The sequence below is a fragment of the Pseudomonas sp. ES3-33 genome (genome assembly GCF_000952175.1).
In the GTDB taxonomy this organism is placed as follows: Bacteria; Pseudomonadota; Gammaproteobacteria; order Pseudomonadales; family Pseudomonadaceae; genus Aquipseudomonas; species Aquipseudomonas gregormendelii.
The window spans coordinates 126,660-141,978 of the sequence record NZ_JZRI01000044.1 but is presented as its reverse complement, the minus strand read 5'-3'; the positions used below and the strand labels follow the sequence as shown (position 1 = coordinate 141,978).

Annotated in this window: 18 protein-coding genes and 1 pseudogene; 7 read left to right on the top strand and 12 right to left on the bottom strand. The window is 58.7% G+C overall.

The window, feature by feature from the left end; translation table 11 throughout:
• Window positions 1-40 precede the first annotated feature (40 nt).
• The 4 genes from UB23_RS06280 to UB23_RS30180 all read left to right on the top strand — a co-directional run bounded on the left by UB23_RS06280 (window position 41) and on the right by UB23_RS30180 (window position 2,813).
• A complete protein-coding gene (locus tag UB23_RS06280) occupies window positions 41-1,372 on the top strand; it encodes a carbohydrate porin (protein WP_045058459.1) in 1,332 nt (443 codons plus the stop codon).
• Between the two features lie 60 nt (window positions 1,373-1,432).
• Entirely contained in the window at window positions 1,433-2,215 is a 783-nt protein-coding gene (locus UB23_RS06275; protein ID WP_045058458.1) for a (S)-acetoin forming diacetyl reductase, read from the top strand.
• 74 nt (window positions 2,216-2,289) lie between these two features.
• Window positions 2,290-2,595 (top strand): hypothetical protein, encoded by a 306-nt coding sequence (locus UB23_RS30185; RefSeq protein ID WP_052672972.1) that lies wholly within the window; start codon window positions 2,290-2,292, stop codon window positions 2,593-2,595.
• Entirely contained in the window at window positions 2,589-2,813 is a 225-nt protein-coding gene (locus UB23_RS30180; protein WP_052672971.1) for a hypothetical protein, read from the top strand. The genes UB23_RS30185 and UB23_RS30180 overlap by 7 nt, the downstream gene beginning before the upstream one ends.
• 112 nt (window positions 2,814-2,925) lie before the next feature.
• On the opposite strand, the gene UB23_RS06265 is transcribed toward UB23_RS30180, so the two are convergent.
• From UB23_RS06265 to UB23_RS06250, 4 genes and pseudogenes are all read right to left on the bottom strand, one after another.
• Window positions 2,926-3,909 (bottom strand): LLM class flavin-dependent oxidoreductase, encoded by a 984-nt coding sequence (locus UB23_RS06265; RefSeq protein WP_045058457.1) that lies wholly within the window; start codon window positions 3,907-3,909, stop codon window positions 2,926-2,928.
• A 35-nt stretch (window positions 3,910-3,944) separates the two neighbouring features.
• Window positions 3,945-4,751, bottom strand: a complete 807-nt coding sequence (locus UB23_RS06260; RefSeq protein WP_045058456.1) for a TIM barrel protein — start codon at window positions 4,749-4,751, stop codon at window positions 3,945-3,947.
• Window positions 4,752-4,766: 15 nt separating this feature from the next.
• Window positions 4,767-5,567 (bottom strand): sugar phosphate isomerase/epimerase family protein, encoded by an 801-nt coding sequence (locus UB23_RS06255; protein ID WP_045058455.1) that lies wholly within the window; start codon window positions 5,565-5,567, stop codon window positions 4,767-4,769.
• Window positions 5,564-6,579, bottom strand: a pseudogene (locus UB23_RS06250) (LLM class oxidoreductase). The gene UB23_RS06255 and the pseudogene UB23_RS06250 overlap by 4 nt, the downstream one beginning before the upstream one ends.
• A 158-nt stretch (window positions 6,580-6,737) precedes the next feature.
• Between UB23_RS06250 and UB23_RS06245 the strand changes: the two are divergent.
• Window positions 6,738-7,619, top strand: a complete 882-nt coding sequence (locus tag UB23_RS06245) for a LysR family transcriptional regulator (protein WP_045058454.1) — start codon at window positions 6,738-6,740, stop codon at window positions 7,617-7,619.
• Between the two features lie 66 nt (window positions 7,620-7,685).
• Here UB23_RS06245 and UB23_RS06240 read toward each other — a convergent pair whose 3' ends face one another.
• From UB23_RS06240 to UB23_RS06230, 3 genes are read right to left on the bottom strand one after another with little or no spacing between them, the layout of a single operon-like run.
• Entirely contained in the window at window positions 7,686-8,087 is a 402-nt protein-coding gene (locus UB23_RS06240; RefSeq protein ID WP_045058453.1) for a DoxX family protein, read from the bottom strand.
• Window positions 8,088-8,104: 17 nt separating this feature from the next.
• A complete protein-coding gene (locus UB23_RS06235) occupies window positions 8,105-8,776 on the bottom strand; it encodes an alpha/beta hydrolase (RefSeq protein WP_045058452.1) in 672 nt (223 codons plus the stop codon).
• The gene (locus UB23_RS06230; RefSeq protein WP_045058451.1) at window positions 8,769-9,611 is read right to left on the bottom strand and encodes a DODA-type extradiol aromatic ring-opening family dioxygenase; all 843 of its coding nucleotides are present in this window, start codon (window positions 9,609-9,611) and stop codon (window positions 8,769-8,771) included. Before UB23_RS06230 ends, UB23_RS06235 begins: the two co-directional genes overlap by 8 nt.
• A gap of 151 nt (window positions 9,612-9,762) precedes the next feature.
• Between UB23_RS06230 and UB23_RS06225 the strand changes: the two genes are divergently transcribed.
• Entirely contained in the window at window positions 9,763-10,662 is a 900-nt protein-coding gene (locus UB23_RS06225) for a LysR family transcriptional regulator (protein WP_045058450.1), read from the top strand.
• A 203-nt stretch (window positions 10,663-10,865) separates the two neighbouring features.
• On the opposite strand, the gene UB23_RS06220 is transcribed toward UB23_RS06225, so the two are convergent.
• From UB23_RS06220 to UB23_RS06210, 3 genes are all read right to left on the bottom strand, one after another.
• Window positions 10,866-11,480, bottom strand: coding sequence for a nitroreductase family protein (locus tag UB23_RS06220; RefSeq protein WP_045058449.1), 615 nt, complete (start codon window positions 11,478-11,480; stop codon window positions 10,866-10,868).
• 70 nt (window positions 11,481-11,550) lie between these two features.
• Window positions 11,551-11,904: a putative quinol monooxygenase gene (locus tag UB23_RS06215; protein ID WP_045058448.1), complete on the bottom strand. Its 354-nt coding sequence runs from the start codon at window positions 11,902-11,904 to the stop codon at window positions 11,551-11,553.
• A gap of 86 nt (window positions 11,905-11,990) precedes the next feature.
• Window positions 11,991-12,188, bottom strand: coding sequence for a tautomerase family protein (locus UB23_RS06210; protein WP_045058447.1), 198 nt, complete (start codon window positions 12,186-12,188; stop codon window positions 11,991-11,993).
• A gap of 169 nt (window positions 12,189-12,357) precedes the next feature.
• Between UB23_RS06210 and UB23_RS06205 the strand changes: the two genes are divergently transcribed.
• The gene (locus tag UB23_RS06205) at window positions 12,358-13,260 is read left to right on the top strand and encodes a LysR family transcriptional regulator (RefSeq protein ID WP_045058446.1); all 903 of its coding nucleotides are present in this window, start codon (window positions 12,358-12,360) and stop codon (window positions 13,258-13,260) included.
• 127 nt (window positions 13,261-13,387) lie between these two features.
• On the opposite strand, the gene UB23_RS06200 is transcribed toward UB23_RS06205, so the two are convergent.
• The gene (locus UB23_RS06200) at window positions 13,388-14,014 is read right to left on the bottom strand and encodes a trimeric intracellular cation channel family protein (protein WP_045058445.1); all 627 of its coding nucleotides are present in this window, start codon (window positions 14,012-14,014) and stop codon (window positions 13,388-13,390) included.
• A gap of 7 nt (window positions 14,015-14,021) precedes the next feature.
• On the bottom strand, window positions 14,022-15,278 hold the full coding sequence (locus tag UB23_RS06195) for a M20 family metallopeptidase (protein ID WP_045058444.1): 1,257 nt from the start codon (window positions 15,276-15,278) through the stop codon (window positions 14,022-14,024).
• Window positions 15,279-15,319 lie beyond the last annotated feature (41 nt).

Genomic DNA, 15,319 nt, shown 5'->3' with positions numbered 1-15,319 from the left:
ACGCTGTGTCGTAAACATAAAAACAATAGGGTAAATCGACATGAACATCGCTTGGACATTGCCGCTGGGGCTCGGGCTCCTGTCATGCATCGCTGTGCCTGCCTCTGCCGACGACGCTTACTCGAAATGGGGGACCGGAGATTGGGGAGGGGTACGCAGTGAGCTGCTGGAGCAGGGCGTTGACGTGATCGTCGGTTATGTCGGCGAAGCCGCCACCAATGTGCACGGGGGCTATAACCATGACCGCACGGCGCGCTACACCGCGCAATGGGCACTGGGCACGCACCTGGATCTGCAAAAATTACTGGGCTGGAATGAGGCCGAGTTCCAACTGCTGGTGACGGAGCGCAATGGCAACAACCTCTCCAACGATCGCGTTTCTGACCCCCGCGCACCGCAACTCAGCTCGGTGCAGGAAGTGTGGGGCAGGGGACAAACCTGGCGCCTGACCCAGATGTGGTACCGCCAGAAATTTTTCAACAGCGCCTTGGACCTCAAATTCGGCCGCGTGGGCGTCAACGATGACTTCGCCAGCTTCCCATGCGACTTTCAAAGTCTGTCGTTTTGCAGTGCCCCCATCGGCAACGTCGCCGGCGATATCTGGTACAGCGGGCCGGTGAGCCAGTGGGGCGGGCGTGTGCGCTATAACCTCGATGAACACTGGGCGGTGCAGGTCGGGGTGTATGAGCAGAATCCGTCGTATCTGGAGACAGGCAACGGTTTCAAGCTCAGCGGCAGTGGTACCAAAGGCGCGTTGGTACCGGTGGAGATTATCTGGAAGCCAACCCTCGGCGAAGAAGCCTTACCCGGTGAATACCGCCTGGGTTACTACCACAGCAGTGCCAGCGCCAACGACCTGTACGACGACGTCAACGGTAACCCGCAGGTGTTGACCGGGCAGGCGCCAAAGTCGCGCAGCAGCAAACACGGCGCATGGATCATTGGCCAACAGCAGCTCACTGCCCATAACGGCGATGCCTCACGCGGTCTGAGCGTATTTGCCAGCTTGACCGTGCACGACAAGGCCACCAGTGGCATCGAAAGCTTCCAGAATATCGGCGCGGTCTACAAAGGCCCGTTTGATGCGCGGCCCAAAGATGACCTCGGCGTGGGCATCGCCCGCCTCAAGGTCAATGACGACGTCACTAAGCGCCAGCGCCTGATCAATGACAGCACCGGCATCAGTGACTACAACGACCCGCAGTACGTTCCCGTGCAGCACAGCGAATACAACATCGAACTCAATTACGGCGTGCACGTCACCGATTGGCTGACCGTGCGCCCGAACGTGCAGTACGTGCGCAATCCAGGTGGCGTTTACGAGGTGGACAATGCCTGGGTCGCCGGTGTGAAGCTGCAGGCGAGTTTCTGAGCCTGGGCAGATGTGTGAGCAGTCTTTAACCCCCCATCACGAATAAGAAGGAACACCAGCATGAGTAAGTCCTTGGGAAAAGTTGCTTTTGTAACCGGTGCCGGTCAAGGGATCGGAGAAGCCATTGCCGTGCGCTTGGCGGCGGATGGTTTCGCCGTAGCCTGCGCCGATATGAATCTTGAAACGGCCGATCAAGTGGCTGAAAACATCAGGAAAACGGGCGGCAAAGCCCTGGCGATAACGGTCGATGTGGCCGATCGGGAGGATGTTTTCAAGGCCGTCCAGGCAGCGGTGGATGGCCTGGGTGACCTGCATGTGCTCATCAATAACGCAGGCATTGCGCCCATTGCTCCCATCGAGGCGATTACGCCAGAGATCTATCGGCGAACGTTCGACATCAACGTGGGCGGTGTGCTCTGGGGCATACAGGCGGCAGTCAACGCGTTCAAGGCGTTGGGACATGGCGGCAAAATCATCAGTGCTTCGTCGCAGGCGGGCCATATCGGCAATCCGAATCTGGCGGTGTACGGCGGAACCAAATTTGCCGTGCGTGGCATCACCCAGACAGCGGCGCGGGAATTGGCGCACCTGGGTATCACCGTGAATGCCTACTGCCCTGGCATCGTCAATACACCGATGATGCGCAAGGTTGCCCAGGATGTGGCTGATAACGCCAGTCAAAGCATTGAGTGGGGGATGGAACAGTTTGCCCAGCACATCACCTTGAAGCGGCTTTCCCAGCCCGAAGACGTGGCAGCCTGCGTGTCGTTCCTGTCCGGCCCTGACTCCGACTACATGACCGGTCAGGCCGTGATCATTGATGGCGGAATGGTATTTAACTGATTCGTCATCAGCGCAGAAGATCGCTCAAGCGTGCACACGTTGAGCGTTCTGCCCAGGCGACATGAGGGAATGAGATGACTATTACCAAAGGCATTGCATCGCCGGCCAAATTTCTGGTCCAGGCCGATGCGCTGGTGGATTTAGCGATACATGGCAAAGCGTTCGGGGCCAATGGCTATTTGATCTGCGATCAATTTATCGTCGGCCGGGTTCATGAGAAAGCGATGCCGGGGTTCAAGAACGAACAACGCGCGGAGTTGGCCGTGTTTGGCGGGCAGTGTTCCGACAGCGAAATCAACAGGCACGTGGAAGCGGCACGTGGGGGTGATGACGTGGTTCTAGGCGACACGCGCATTCTGGCCGAATCGAGGAAGTGGTAGACATTGCGATAGCCGTCGGTTTGCCACTGACGCTCGAAGACTTGGGTCTCAAACACTTCAAGGAAGCGGAGTGGAGAAAATTGGCGGAGTTGGCCTGCGATAAAAACGACACGATGCACAACATGCCGTTCACGGTGACGCCGGACCTGGTGTATGACGCGATCGTGGCGACGGACGCACTGATGCAGGCGTTCAAGCGACAAAAGGCTGTGCACTAGCGATTTGATTGAGTACCCGTTTTGAGGCGTCCATAGCGCTGAAACGGTTTGGCGCCGTCAATCGTTCAACCGGATTGCCGGCGCCTTTTTTGATCACGAAACTCAGACCGGCTCAAGCCATTACATCGGCAAGGGATTCGGCGATCAGTTGATAGGAGCGGCAACGCGCCTTGGCGTCATAAATGCGCGCATCAATGATCACTTCATCGACTTGGGTCGTTGTAATGAACTGGCGTAGCCAACTGCTGACGTCGTCCTGGTCACCTGTTGCGGTGCATAGCATCGCCTGATTGAGCGTGTGCCGATCACTATTTGTAAGCTTATCCATGAAGCCCTCCGAGGGACGGGGCAGCGGGCCTGCTTTACCTGTGTACAGGTTGCACACCCACTGCCGGTGAGAGCTGGCGATGTAATCGGCTTCGGCCCGCGACGGGGCTGCAAAAACATTGACGCCTGCGATCACATAGGGCTGCTCGAGCGTCGCCGATGGGCGAAACGACGTACGGTAGTGCGTGATCGCATCCATCAAAAAGCGCGGTGCGAAGTGTGACGCGAAGGCATAGGGCAGCCCGAGCTTGGCGGCAAGGTCTGCGCTGGCCATGCTTGAGCCCAGGAGCCAAAGTGGCACGTCGTGGGCTCCGGGAATCGCCCGCACCGGCTGATGCCCGTTGTCTGCCAGGTAATCCTGCAAGTGTTGAATATCCTGAGTGAAGTCACGCTCAGAAGCGTCACCACGCAAGGCGCGGATGGCTGCCCCTGCAGAACCTGGTGCTCGACCGATACCCAGGTCGATGCGGCCAGGGAACAAGGTGGCCAATGTTCCGAACTGCTCGGCCACCATCAACGGGGAGTGGTTGGGTAGCATGATGCCGCCGGAGCCCACCCGCAGGGTGCGTGTGGCCGCTGCCAGATGCTGGATGAGCAGGGTGGTGGCCGAAGAGGCGATGCCCGGCAGGTCATGATGCTCGGCAACCCAGTAACGTTTGTAACCATGGGCTTCCACTTGTCGCGCCAGTGCGACCGCGTCATCCAGGGTGTCAGTGAAGGTTTTACCTTCGCCTATCATCATCAGGTCAAGCACAGAGAGGGCAGTCATTGCAGACTCCTTTTTCATACCAGGTGGAGAGGGCGTTACAGCGATGAAAAGTCCGACCAATGCGGATGACGTTCCAGGCGACTATCAATGTCCCTAAGGGTTACCAGGCAGCGTTGCAGCTTCAGGTAAATATCGCCGCCGTAGTCCCAGCCGAGCACGCCAATGCTGCCTGTGTATCCCACGCTGTTCAGCGCTGCGACCACGGCGAAGTTGTCCAGCTCTCCACGGTCAACCGGCTCCATGGTGGCCACGCCGCCCCAGCCCAGTTCGCTGAGCGCGCTCCCTGAAAGTACGACTTGCATCAACCAGGGTTGCATGGCTTCAAGACGCTGCTGAAGTCCGCCTTCCTGGCTGGCGTACCAGTGATAACCATTGAACGATGCACCCAGGCGCGGATGAGCGAAGTATTCACAGATCTGAATCACCTGAGCCGTGGTCTGGGTGACGTGATGAAGATGGGGGTACAGCGCGATTCTCAAGCCTCGACGTTCTGCAATAGGCAGCACCGACTCGATGAACCGCATAATGGCCGGGCTGCCGTTGACCGAGGTCTGGACCGCCAGTTCGATGAGTTCCACCCCTTCGACGCTTTCGATGATTCGCCTTATGAGGTGATCATTGCGACCTTCGTGCAGCACCAGGTAGAGGCCTTCGACGCGCAGGCCATACAGTTCACCCACGCGCGGCAGCAGGCGCAGGTCGGTCAGCGGCGTGCCGCCCCAGGCCGAAACGGTGAGGCCGTCATAACCGAGTTCGGCGAGCATTTCGCACTGCGACTGGAAGGCGTAAACGCCCATTGAAGAGTAAAAAAATGAATCGAGTGCATGGACGCGATGGGCCACGGTCTGTCTCCTCGCCTAGCGTGGCGTTTCGGTCAATAAGGCCCATTCAGGGTGTGCGGCCAGGCGTTGCTCCATGGAGCGAAATGCCGCGGCTGAGCGGCGCAGGTTGCCGTAGACGTCGCCACCCATGCTTTGCCACCCCAGCACGCCAACACGCCCGGTAAAACCGCGGCGCTCAAGGGCGCCCAGCAGAACGAAATTATCCATCTCGCCTTCATCAAGCGGTTCGATGGTCGCCAGACCACCCCAACCCAATGGAGAGCGACGTGTGCCGGCAATATTCACGTGTTGGAGCCAAGGCCATATCGCATCAAGGCGTTCTTCCAACGCTTGTTCTTCAGTGGCGTACCAGTGATAACCGTTGAACACGATATTGAGCAGGGGATGGTTGAACTCCCGGCACAGTGCGACGGCTTCCGAGGTCGTTTGCATACCGTAGCGTGCGTGGGGATAAAGGTTGATGTTCAGGCCTCTGCGCTCACAAATAGGCAACAGGCGCTCAAGCATGCGGCGGTCAAAATTCGTGACTTCATCACCTGAATGCAGCGCCAGTTCAATCGTGGTGCAACCTTCAATGCTCTCGAAAACCTGGGTCACGAATGATTCCAGGCCCTTGCGGTAGATCAAGTAGACCGCGCCTACGTCCAGGCCCCAGGTCGGTTTGACGCGAGGAATCGACTTCAGGTCTTGGCTCCACGCAGACATCGTCAAGCCTTGATAGCCATGCTCGGCGAGCATTTCGCACTGTGCGGCCAGAGGATAGGTGCCCATGGCGGTCTGGAAGATAAAATCCATGTGGTGAAGGGGGTGTTTCATCGGGCGGCCTGCGTAGGTTGAGGGGCAACGGGGAGGGCGATGCTTGGAAAATGCGGAAGGAGGTATTCAGCCAGTTCGTCGATGACTTCAGCGGCAGGGCGGCGCTGTGGTTTGAAGTGCAGGGCGACATGACCCACGCCCTGATCCTGCTGGCGTTTCCAATGCTCTATCAGGGTATTACGCCCGGCGCGCAGCACGCGTCCCGCCTCAACGGGATGGTTCGGATCGCGATCCAGATCAAACAACGTGCCGTAGCCATAGGGTTTGTGCACCTCGTTGCCGCAGACGGCACGCCAGCGCTCGATCACCTGGGGAATCAACGCGGGGTTGGAGGTGTAGGAAAGAATCCCGTCAGTGTGTTCACCGATCCATTCCAGCGACTGGCCCGCGTGGCCGACGATAAGGGTGGGCAAGCGCGCCCCGACGGGTTTGGGGATCAAGTCAATTTCACCGTTCAACTGGCCATAGAAACGCGACGTATGCGTGGCCCAATGGCTTTGCGTGGTCGCGCAGATGATGCCCAGTGCGTCCCGGAAGCGTTCGGCGCGGTTGTCAAAATTCAGTCCGAACGCCGGGTATTCGATCGCCGGTCGCCGGTGGCCAGCCCCAGGATGAACCGCCCGCCCAGCAGTTGGTCCACGCTCGCGGCCTGTTTGGCAACAATCAATGGATCACGCAACGGCAGGACGATACCCGCGGTGCCAATCGCAATTTGCTCGGTAACGGCAGCCAGGTAGCCCGCATAGACCAGTGGATCGAGAATCTGGCCAACGTCCCCAAAATTAGGGTCATAGAACGGCACATCGCGCAGCCAGATCGCGGAAAATCCAGCTTCGTCTACGCGTTGAGCCATCTGCGCGTGATCCTGCAAGGTGGGGCCTGGGCTGTTGGGGTAGCTTTCCAGCGGAGCAATGAAACCGAAGGTCAAATGCCCCGGTTTGAATACACGGGCATAGCCGGGGTGCTGCTGAAGGTCCTGGGCGATTGCGCGCGCGCGAGTCTGAGAGGTCATCGGGGTAGGCTCGTATTAGCGGATGGCCGCGACGTTGAAGGCAAGAAACACTCCCTAAAGTCACGATGGAGGGGACTATAAACGGTATAGTTAGAAAGAAAAACAGGATGCAATTCCGATCATTTATGAAAATAAAGCTCAAATAGGCGAGGCTGTTTATGGATCATTTCGGCGCGCTCAGCGCATTCGTTCAGGCGGCGCATACCCGCAGTTTTACTGAGGCCGGACGCAGGATCGGGGTGTCTTCGTCGGCCGTTGGCAAGGCCGTCGCGCGGCTTGAGGAAGAGTTGGGAGTGCGCCTATTCCATCGCTCCACGCGGGCGATTACCTTGACGGCGGAGGGCAGTCTTTTTCTGGAGCGTTGCCAACGGATTTTTGCTGAGTATGAAGTCGCCAAGCGAGAGCTCACGCAGGCTGCAGGCAATCCCCAGGGCAAGTTACGCCTCGGTTTGCCACAGCTCGGCATGCGGTTGATGCCTCATTTGATTGCGTTTCAGCAAGCGTATCCCGAAGTGGAATTGGAGCTGGAGTTCAGTGATCGCTTGGTCAATGTGATCGAGGAGGGCTTCGATGCGGTGATGCGCATCGGCGAAGTCGACGACTCCCGACTGATGATGCGTAAGCTCAATGGCTACAGCCATCGGTTGGTTGCATCGCCAGACTACCTTTCGCGTAGGGGGGTCCCTTCGCGGCCAGCGGACCTTACGAACCATGCTTGCCTGCGATACCGCTATCCCACCAGCGGTAAGCTTGATCCCTGGCCATTGGTGATGAAGAAAGGGCAAGACACGCTGGAGCTGGGGCAATCGGCGACATCCAACGCGATTGAAGCCTTACTGGCTATGGCGGAGGCGGGGCAGGGCGTTGCCTGCCTGCCCGATTTTTTTATCGAGGACGCCATCGCGGTTGGGCGCTTGGTGCCGGTGTTGGACCGCTACATCAGTGATCACCGTACGTTCAGCATCCTGTGGCCATCCAGCCGGCAGCCCCTGCCCAAGATCAAGGCGTTTGTCAGCTTCATGGCCTCACGCTTGACGTGAACCCCGCTGTGCCACAAGCGCAAATGCCGGCGCACTGGGCGCCGGCAGCTGTTATATGGGGCTCAATCAAGCATTGTTGGATGGCTTGGCCGCAAAGGCGCCTTCACCCAGCAATGCAACGACCAGTGCCGTGACGCTCAGGTAGATCGGATATTCCCAGCCGCCGTTGGCGTTGGTGAAGCTCCAGCCATTGCCGAAGTGCACGGTCGCCGCGACGAACAACTGGACCACGGCCAGAGCGGCAACCCAGCGGGCATAGACCCCGAGTACCAGCATCAAACCGCCGATCACTTCGAACGCCATGACCGGATAGGCCAGGAAGCCCGGAAAACCAATGGACTCGAAAAAGCCTGCGGTACCCGCTGGCGTGAACACCAGCACTTTGGTCAAACCGTGGGCGATGAACATGACGCCGAGTGCCAGACGCATCACGACTGCGGCGTAGGGTGCAGTGCGAGAATCAATCATGGTGTAGCTCCTTTTGTTTAGTTGGCAAGGGACAGCGTGTGGCTTAGCCATTGAGAAAAGTCGGCCAGTTCTTCACCGATAATCTCGTGGGCCATGTTGTAGAAATGGGTTTCGTGCTTGACGCCGATACGATCCAGCCAGGCATCTGCCTCGTTTGCCCAGTCCACCGGCAGGACGGCGTCCTGGTGGCCGTGGGCGATGAACGCCGTGACTGACTTGAGACGCTCGGTTGAGGCGATCCGAGGCGCAATCTCGCGCAGCATGCGGCCGCTCAATATCGCAAAGCCCACCACCAGTTCGGGTTCAGTGACACCCAGGCTCGCGCTCATGATGCCGCCCTGGCTGAAACCTGCGATGACCGTCGGCAGGGCGGGTAGCGCTTCGATAAAGCGCTGCAACAGCAAGCGACTGGCTTCAGCCTGTTCCTGGTTGAAGGATGGGCCGTTGTTGGTGAAGTTCACTGGGTACCAGGCGAAGCCTTGGGGGCCCACATGCAAGGGCGCGCGCACCAGAATGACCTCCAACTCTTCGGGAAGTGATTCGGCCAGGGAAGCAAGATTGCCTTCGTTCGAACCCACACCATGCAGCAGAATCAAGCGGCCTTTCGGGGTGAAGGTACTGCAGCCTTTGCGGAAAAACAGACCGGTTTGTGGTTCACGGGCTGCGTCGGAAAATGTAGTGTCACGCATGGTCGAGAGTGCCTTGAGTCAGTTGAATAGGTTCGTGTCCATTGGACGGGGCCGAGGTAAACAAGTAACTGTCCATTGCCAGCACGCCGTAGGTCACGCCGCCCTCCAATACCTGTGTCTTGTAGCCTTCCCCGGCCGCGCCCAGGGCGATCAGCAAGGGCAGAAAGTGCTCGTCGGTGGGGTGAGCCCGCTGAGCAGCCGGGGCATAGTGCATGAAGTCCAGCAATTGCCCGGTGTTACCGTCCTGCAGGGTTTGGGCTGTCCACGCGGCAAACGCATCGACGTAGGCAGCGCTCTCGCGGGTTGCGCCGCGGAACTCGTACAAGTTGTGGGTCAGGCTGCCTGACGCGACGATCAGTACATTCATATCCCGCAGTGGCTTCAGCGCGTCGCCCAGCTTCCACGCCTGATGGGTGTCAAGACTGGCCGGCATGGAGACCTGGACCACCGGGATGTCCGCCTCGGGTGCCAGGTACAACAGCGGTACCCACGCGCCATGGTCCAGCCCGCGTTGAGCTTCCAGTCGCGACTGCCAGCCGGCGACCTGCAACAGGTCTACGATGTGCCCAGCCAAGGCTGGAGCGCCCGGTGCGGGATAGGTCAGTTGATACAGTGCGTCGGGAAAACCGCCAAAATCATGGATGGTCGCAGGCGCGGTGCTCGCCGTGACAAGGACTTCGCCGCGCGTCATCCAATGCGGAGAGAGGACGACGATGGCGTCAGGTCGCGGCAGGTCGCGACCGACCTGAGCCAGGCGGGGACCTGCAAGTCCAGGCTCGATGGCGAACATGGGAGCACCATGAGACACAAACAGCAGAGGGAACGGGGTGTTCATGGTGGAATGCTCTAAAGGAGTAACGGGTCAAGGCAGGCAGGACGACGGAAATGCCGCGCTGATGCTTGTTTCGATGGGCTCAGTTTATAGGTTGTGAATTTGAGATAAATAAGGCCACATGTGATAGATAGTTCCACTAAGTGAGACAGTTATGGATAGGGCGTTGGAGATGCAGGTGTTCTGCACGGTGGTCGATAAAGGTACTTTTGTAGGCGCAGCCGACGCCCTCGAAATGTCCAAGGCGGCTATCTCGCGGTATGTAAGTGCCCTTGAGGAGCGGTTGGGGGCTCGGTTGCTGCATCGCACCACGCGCAAGCTCTCGCTGACCGAGGAAGGCCGGCAGTTCTACCATCAGGCGCGAGAGGTGCTGGCCCTGATGGATCAGGCCGAGGAGGCTGTCTCGTCCGCCGCGCCGGAACCAAGCGGTGTACTACGAGTGAATGCGCCGGTCAGTTTCGGCGTTCTGCACCTTGCGCCGCTGTGGGGAGCGTTCATGAACGCCCACCCGAATGTCGAGTTGGATATCAGCCTGAATGATCGTTTGGTGGATCTGGTGGATGAGGGCTTTGATGCGGCCATACGCATTGCGCGCATGGAGAATTCGTCCCTGGTGGGGCGACGGCTGGCTGGCACGCGTATGTGCCTGTGTGCAGCCCCCGATTATCTGGCCAGTCATCCGCCGCTCCGCACTCTGGCGGACCTGGCTGACCATGGCGTCATTGCCTATACCAACTTTGCGACTGGCAATGAATGGTTGTTCGACGGGCCCGATGGTCGCGTCAGCGTGCGCACCCGTTCCAGCGTGCGTTGCAACAATGGCGATACGTGCCGCAGCATCGCCCTGGCGGGTGGCGGCATTGCCCTGCAGCCAAGCTTTATGGTCGGTGAGGATTTACGCAGCGGAGCCCTGGTGGAAATCCTGCCGGAGTACCGCTCCATCGAGTTGGGCATTTACGTGGTTTACCCCACGCGCAAGCACTTGGCGAGCAAGGTGAGGGCGCTGATCAGCTTTCTGACTGAACGTTTCGCACATCCCGAGTGGGAGCGCTAAAGGGTTTAATTGGCACGCATCAGGGCTGCGAAAAGCTGTGCAGGTCAGCGGCGAACTCCAGCGAATTCTTGAATGCCAGGAAGTAGTCGCCCTGTTCAGCCTTCTCATACAGATACAGAGAGTTGAAGCATGGGTTGCTTTAATGCCAACCGGTCAAAAATACCCGCGCATGCCCGGATAATCCGAACATGCGGGGCGGCAGATTAAACGAACTGCAAGACGTCGTTCACGGCTTTACGCGGCTTTTGTGGCCAGTTGGCCGCGCCCGGGTAGCCAACCGTGACCAACATCACCGGCACTTCTTCATCTGACAGGCCAAATTCCTTGGCCACTGCAGCTTGATCGAACCCGATCATCGGCGTCGAAACCAGGCCCTGGCCCTTGGCGGCCAACATCAGGGTCATTGCCGCGAGTGAGCCAGAGCGAATGGCCTCGTCGCGCTGCAATTGAGCATTTTCCTGGTACATGCCTTGAGCCGCACCCACCCACATGTCGTAGATGGACTGGTCAATGATTCCGGCATCCAGGGTCGGCTTCAATGCAGCAGGCAAGGTTACATGTGGGTTAAGGGTGCCGCAGACAATAAACGTCACGGCGGCATCCATGACCTTTTGCTGGCCGAACGCTAATGGCAACAAGCGCGCTTTGGCTTCGGTGCTGCGCACGGCCAGAAACTTCCAGTTTTGCAGGTTGAAAGCGGAGGGGGCGTGGGTCGCCAGATTGACCAGCTCGGCGACCTGGGCGTCCGTCAATGAACGTTCAGTGTCGTAGCTATTGGCGGAGATGCGGGACTTAATAACTTCAGCGATAGCGGACATGGTGACCTCTGTGCGGGATAGGGATGCGCAGGACACGGTTGTCACTCTTGAGCCTGCGCCTCGTTTCAACTCAGCGGCTGAAACCGTCGAACGGGGTCATGTAAACGGCGCCGAACGGGTCCAGGCGCTTGCGGATTTCAGCATCGGGGGTGCCATAGACCACCAGGCTAGTGATGGTGCACAGCTTCAGGAAGCGCTGGCCGAAAGGCGCGAACGTGGTGTCTACGTGGCTCACCACGGTATCGACGTTGTAACGCTCAAGGATGTGAACGGTGCTGTTGTCTTCATTGACGCTGTACTCGTAAACCAGTGTGCCCGGCTCAGCACGAGTTGCAGCGACGATGGTGGCTATCAATGCCTTGAACTCAGTGAACTCTGCGGGTTTGACCGCGAGAGAGAACAGGCAGGAAATATGCGGCTGCATGGTGGTTTTCTCCGGCAGATTTATCACAAATACCTGCACGGCAGCATTGCAGGTGTAGCCGATGCATGCAGTGCAGGTCGGGGGCGTCAGGACTTGGCGGGTGCTTCCCCGAAAAGCTTGCCAGCGCCAGCCCAATCCGAAGCCGCAACGTCCTCGAAGATGACGTAGATGTAATTAGCATCTGTACCGGTGTGTTTAACGATGCTTTCAGTGATGTCGGCGGCAACCGCGGCTTTTTGCGCGTGTTCTTTACCTTCGAACCAGCTCACACGTACGACGGGCATGGTGATGTCCTTTTTGGGCTTTGATGATCGGGAGAGCGGTGCGCGGCGTGCGAACACGATCTGCGCCGTTGCATTGCTGGAGCCCATCTTACTGTCGAGTATGCTGGCGATAAATAGCCTAAAACTATAGTCTGGGTAGATCTAAACTCTACAATTACCGGGCCTCTGCATGGTACCTATCGATTCGTTTCAAGGCGTCATCACGTTCGTCGTGGCGGCGCGCTCGACCAGCTTCACCCAGGCTGGCGAACGCCTCGGCGTGTCAAAATCCGCCGTTGGCAAAGCCATTGCGCGCCTGGAAGAACGCTTGGGCACACAGTTGTTTCATCGCACGACGCGTCGTATCTCCCTGACCGCAGATGGTGAGGCCTATTTTGTGGCGTGCTCTACTGCCCTGGAAGAAATCGGTGCCGCAGAGAGCGGGTTGGGGCCCGGTGGTGGTGAGCCCTCGGGACGCCTGCGAGTCGACATTCCTGTGGCATTCGGGCGTCGGGTCGTGGCCCCATTGCTGTTTGAGATCGCCAACAAGTACCCGGCTTTGCAACTCAGCCTGACGTTCTCCGACCACTTGGTTGATCCGATTGAGGAGGGCATCGATTTGCTGGTCAGGTTCGGAGAACTCCAGGACACCAGCGGCTTGGTGGCTCGGCGATTGACCCGGCAACGCTGGGCCATTTGTGCCGCCCCCGACTATCTGACACGCTTTGGCATTCCGCAGACCCTGGAAGACTTGAGCCAGCACCGTTGCATTGTCGGGCATCGACGCGGCCAGCCGCTGTCGTGGCGGATCATGCAGGCGGGGCAAACCGTACGATACGCACCACCGTCGACCCATCAGATTGGCGACGGGGAAGCCATGATTCTCGCGGCGGTCGCCGGCACCGGTTTGTGCCAGATGCCACGCAGCCTGTTCCAGGATGATATCCAGGCGGGCAGGCTGGTGGAGGTTCTGCAAGGTTATGAACCCGAAGCTGTCGATGTGCATGCCGTATGGCCGAAGGTGTCGCATCTGCGGCCGAAGGTCAGGTATGTGGTCGATGAACTGGTCAGGCTGTGTGCGCATTGGCAGTGATTCAGGCTGACAGGTGCAGCAGGTCTCAATTGAAAGTCTTCCGGGTCACGGAAATCACCAGCGCAACACTAGCGACAACGACGACCACCCAGAAATACTCCATGCTCGCGACCAGAGCACTGGCTAGCTAATTATCAGGATCATCGCCAATAGAGGGCAGCCGCCAACCGTAGTGAAGTGACGCCATGCGCAGCGTGGTACATCCCGCGGCGGTCAGCCACGAGGTCACCACCGAATTGGCGCCGCTGTAGCTGAACAAAACCTCTACAGCTGCGCCTGCCAACGCGGCTGACGCGTAGATTTCCCGCTGCAGGATGCCTGGCACGCGTGACAGCAAAACATCCCTGAGTACGCCGCCGCCGACAGCGCTGACCATCCCCAGAACTATCGCGACCTCGGCGCCGGCCTGCACGGCCAGCGCCTTTTTCGCGCCTGCCACTGCAAACAGTCCAAGCCCAATGGAGCCGAACAGCTGCACCGGTGATTTCATTCGACACACCATCGGGTAAGCACACACCACCCACGCTGCAGCGAACAGCGACACCACCAGATAGCGCCAACTCGACAGCCCGGCCGGCGGAAGTGTGCCTAGACATAGATCCCGAAGAATTCCGCCACCGCATGCGACGATGAACGTGATGGTAGCGATGCCGAACAGGTCCAATCGTTGCTGGCGTGCGGCAACTGCACCGCTTACACCAAAGGCAAACGTGCCGAGCAGATCGATGACGGTGTAAATCAGGTGGGTGTCCATGACTGTGTTACTCGGCGTTGCCGAACCAGGCGAGTGCGGCGCAAATCATCGTTTCCAGCCCGGTGCGCAATGTAGGGTGCAGTAAAGGCGCGAACTGGGGTGAGTGATTGCTCGGGATGCTGTTTATTTTTCCCTGAGCCTTGGCCTGTTCGTACACGTGTGGGTCCGTACAGCCGACAAACCAGAACACGTAGGGCACCTTCCATGCGCGGCCGAACACACTGAAATCCTCACTCGCGGCGGCCGGTGCCGTTTCATAGGCTCTGTCGCCAAACCAGGCGCCAAATGCACCAGCCAAACGGGCAGAGGCGCGCTCATCATTAACCGTCAACGGGTAGCGGTTGATGGTGGTGATCTCGGGATCGCGTGGTGCGTTGGATGCGGAGCATTCAGCGCAGCAGATGCGTTTGATGGCGCCCAGCATGTGCTTGCGCACGCCCTCGTCGTAGGTGCGCATGTTGAGTTTCAGCGTCGCATTGTCCGGGATGATGTTTTCCTTGGTGCCAGCCTGTAACGAACCAACCGTAAGGACTGCCTGATCCAGCGGGGAAATCTCCCTCGACACAATGGTCTGCAGGCGCAGCACCGTCGATGCCGCCATGATCACCGGATCTACTGACGTTTGTGGCTGTGAGCCATGAGCCCCACGGCCGAACATCTTGATTTTCAGGCTGTCACCTGCCGAAAGGATGGTGCCGCTGCGGTGACCCACCGTACCGGCTGGCCCCACCATTACATGCTGCCCCAGAATGATGTCTGGCTTGGGAAAGCGATCGAGCATGCCGTCGTCGATCATGTTCTGCGCGCCCACACCCACTTCTTCACCCGGTTGGAAAACAGCCAGGAGAGTACCCCGCCACGTGCTGCGGTTTTCGGACAATACCCGAGCAACCCCCATCAACCAGGTGACATGCATGTCATGCCCACAGGAGTGGCAGACAGAAACCTCAACACCGTCTTCGTCACGGGTGACTACGTCGCTGGCATAGGGCAGGCCTGTCGCTTCGGCCATCGGCAACGCGTCCATGTCGGCGCGCAGCATCACCACCGGGCCGTCACCGTTGCGCAGCACGCCGACAACACCGGTGACACCGATTTCGCGTGTCACCTCGTATCCGTAGCGCACCAGGTATTCGGCGGCGATTTCTGCGGTGCGATACTCATACATCGACAGTTCAGGATGACGGTGCAAGTCCTTGTAGACCTCTTCCAGCTCAGGTAACAAGGCATCAAGATCGGGAATCAACTTTTCTAGGGACGACATGGGGTACTCCTTTATGTAAAAGAGGGCGCAAAAAGTGGGAG

Excerpts from the sequence above, each read along its gene's own strand:
- UB23_RS06230 (WP_045058451.1), bottom strand. The coding sequence starts at position 9,611 with ATGAACACCCCGTTCCCTCTGCTGTTTGTGTCTCATGGTGCTCCCATG.
- UB23_RS06220 (WP_045058449.1), bottom strand. The coding sequence starts at position 11,480 with ATGTCCGCTATCGCTGAAGTTATTAAGTCCCGCATCTCCGCCAATAGC.
- UB23_RS06205 (WP_045058446.1), top strand. The coding sequence starts at position 12,358 with ATGGTACCTATCGATTCGTTTCAAGGCGTCATCACGTTCGTCGTGGCG.
- UB23_RS06210 (WP_045058447.1), bottom strand. The coding sequence starts at position 12,188 with ATGCCCGTCGTACGTGTGAGCTGGTTCGAAGGTAAAGAACACGCGCAA.
- UB23_RS06280 (WP_045058459.1), top strand. The coding sequence starts at position 41 with ATGAACATCGCTTGGACATTGCCGCTGGGGCTCGGGCTCCTGTCATGC.
- UB23_RS06275 (WP_045058458.1), top strand. The coding sequence starts at position 1,433 with ATGAGTAAGTCCTTGGGAAAAGTTGCTTTTGTAACCGGTGCCGGTCAA.
- UB23_RS06240 (WP_045058453.1), bottom strand. The coding sequence starts at position 8,087 with ATGATTGATTCTCGCACTGCACCCTACGCCGCAGTCGTGATGCGTCTG.
- UB23_RS06200 (WP_045058445.1), bottom strand. The coding sequence starts at position 14,014 with ATGGACACCCACCTGATTTACACCGTCATCGATCTGCTCGGCACGTTT.
- UB23_RS06215 (WP_045058448.1), bottom strand. The coding sequence starts at position 11,904 with ATGCAGCCGCATATTTCCTGCCTGTTCTCTCTCGCGGTCAAACCCGCA.
- UB23_RS06245 (WP_045058454.1), top strand. The coding sequence starts at position 6,738 with ATGGATCATTTCGGCGCGCTCAGCGCATTCGTTCAGGCGGCGCATACC.
- UB23_RS06235 (WP_045058452.1), bottom strand. The coding sequence starts at position 8,776 with ATGCGTGACACTACATTTTCCGACGCAGCCCGTGAACCACAAACCGGT.
- UB23_RS30185 (WP_052672972.1), top strand. The coding sequence starts at position 2,290 with ATGACTATTACCAAAGGCATTGCATCGCCGGCCAAATTTCTGGTCCAG.
- UB23_RS06195 (WP_045058444.1), bottom strand. The coding sequence starts at position 15,278 with ATGTCGTCCCTAGAAAAGTTGATTCCCGATCTTGATGCCTTGTTACCT.
- UB23_RS06225 (WP_045058450.1), top strand. The coding sequence starts at position 9,763 with ATGGATAGGGCGTTGGAGATGCAGGTGTTCTGCACGGTGGTCGATAAA.
- UB23_RS06255 (WP_045058455.1), bottom strand. The coding sequence starts at position 5,567 with ATGAAACACCCCCTTCACCACATGGATTTTATCTTCCAGACCGCCATG.
- UB23_RS06265 (WP_045058457.1), bottom strand. The coding sequence starts at position 3,909 with ATGACTGCCCTCTCTGTGCTTGACCTGATGATGATAGGCGAAGGTAAA.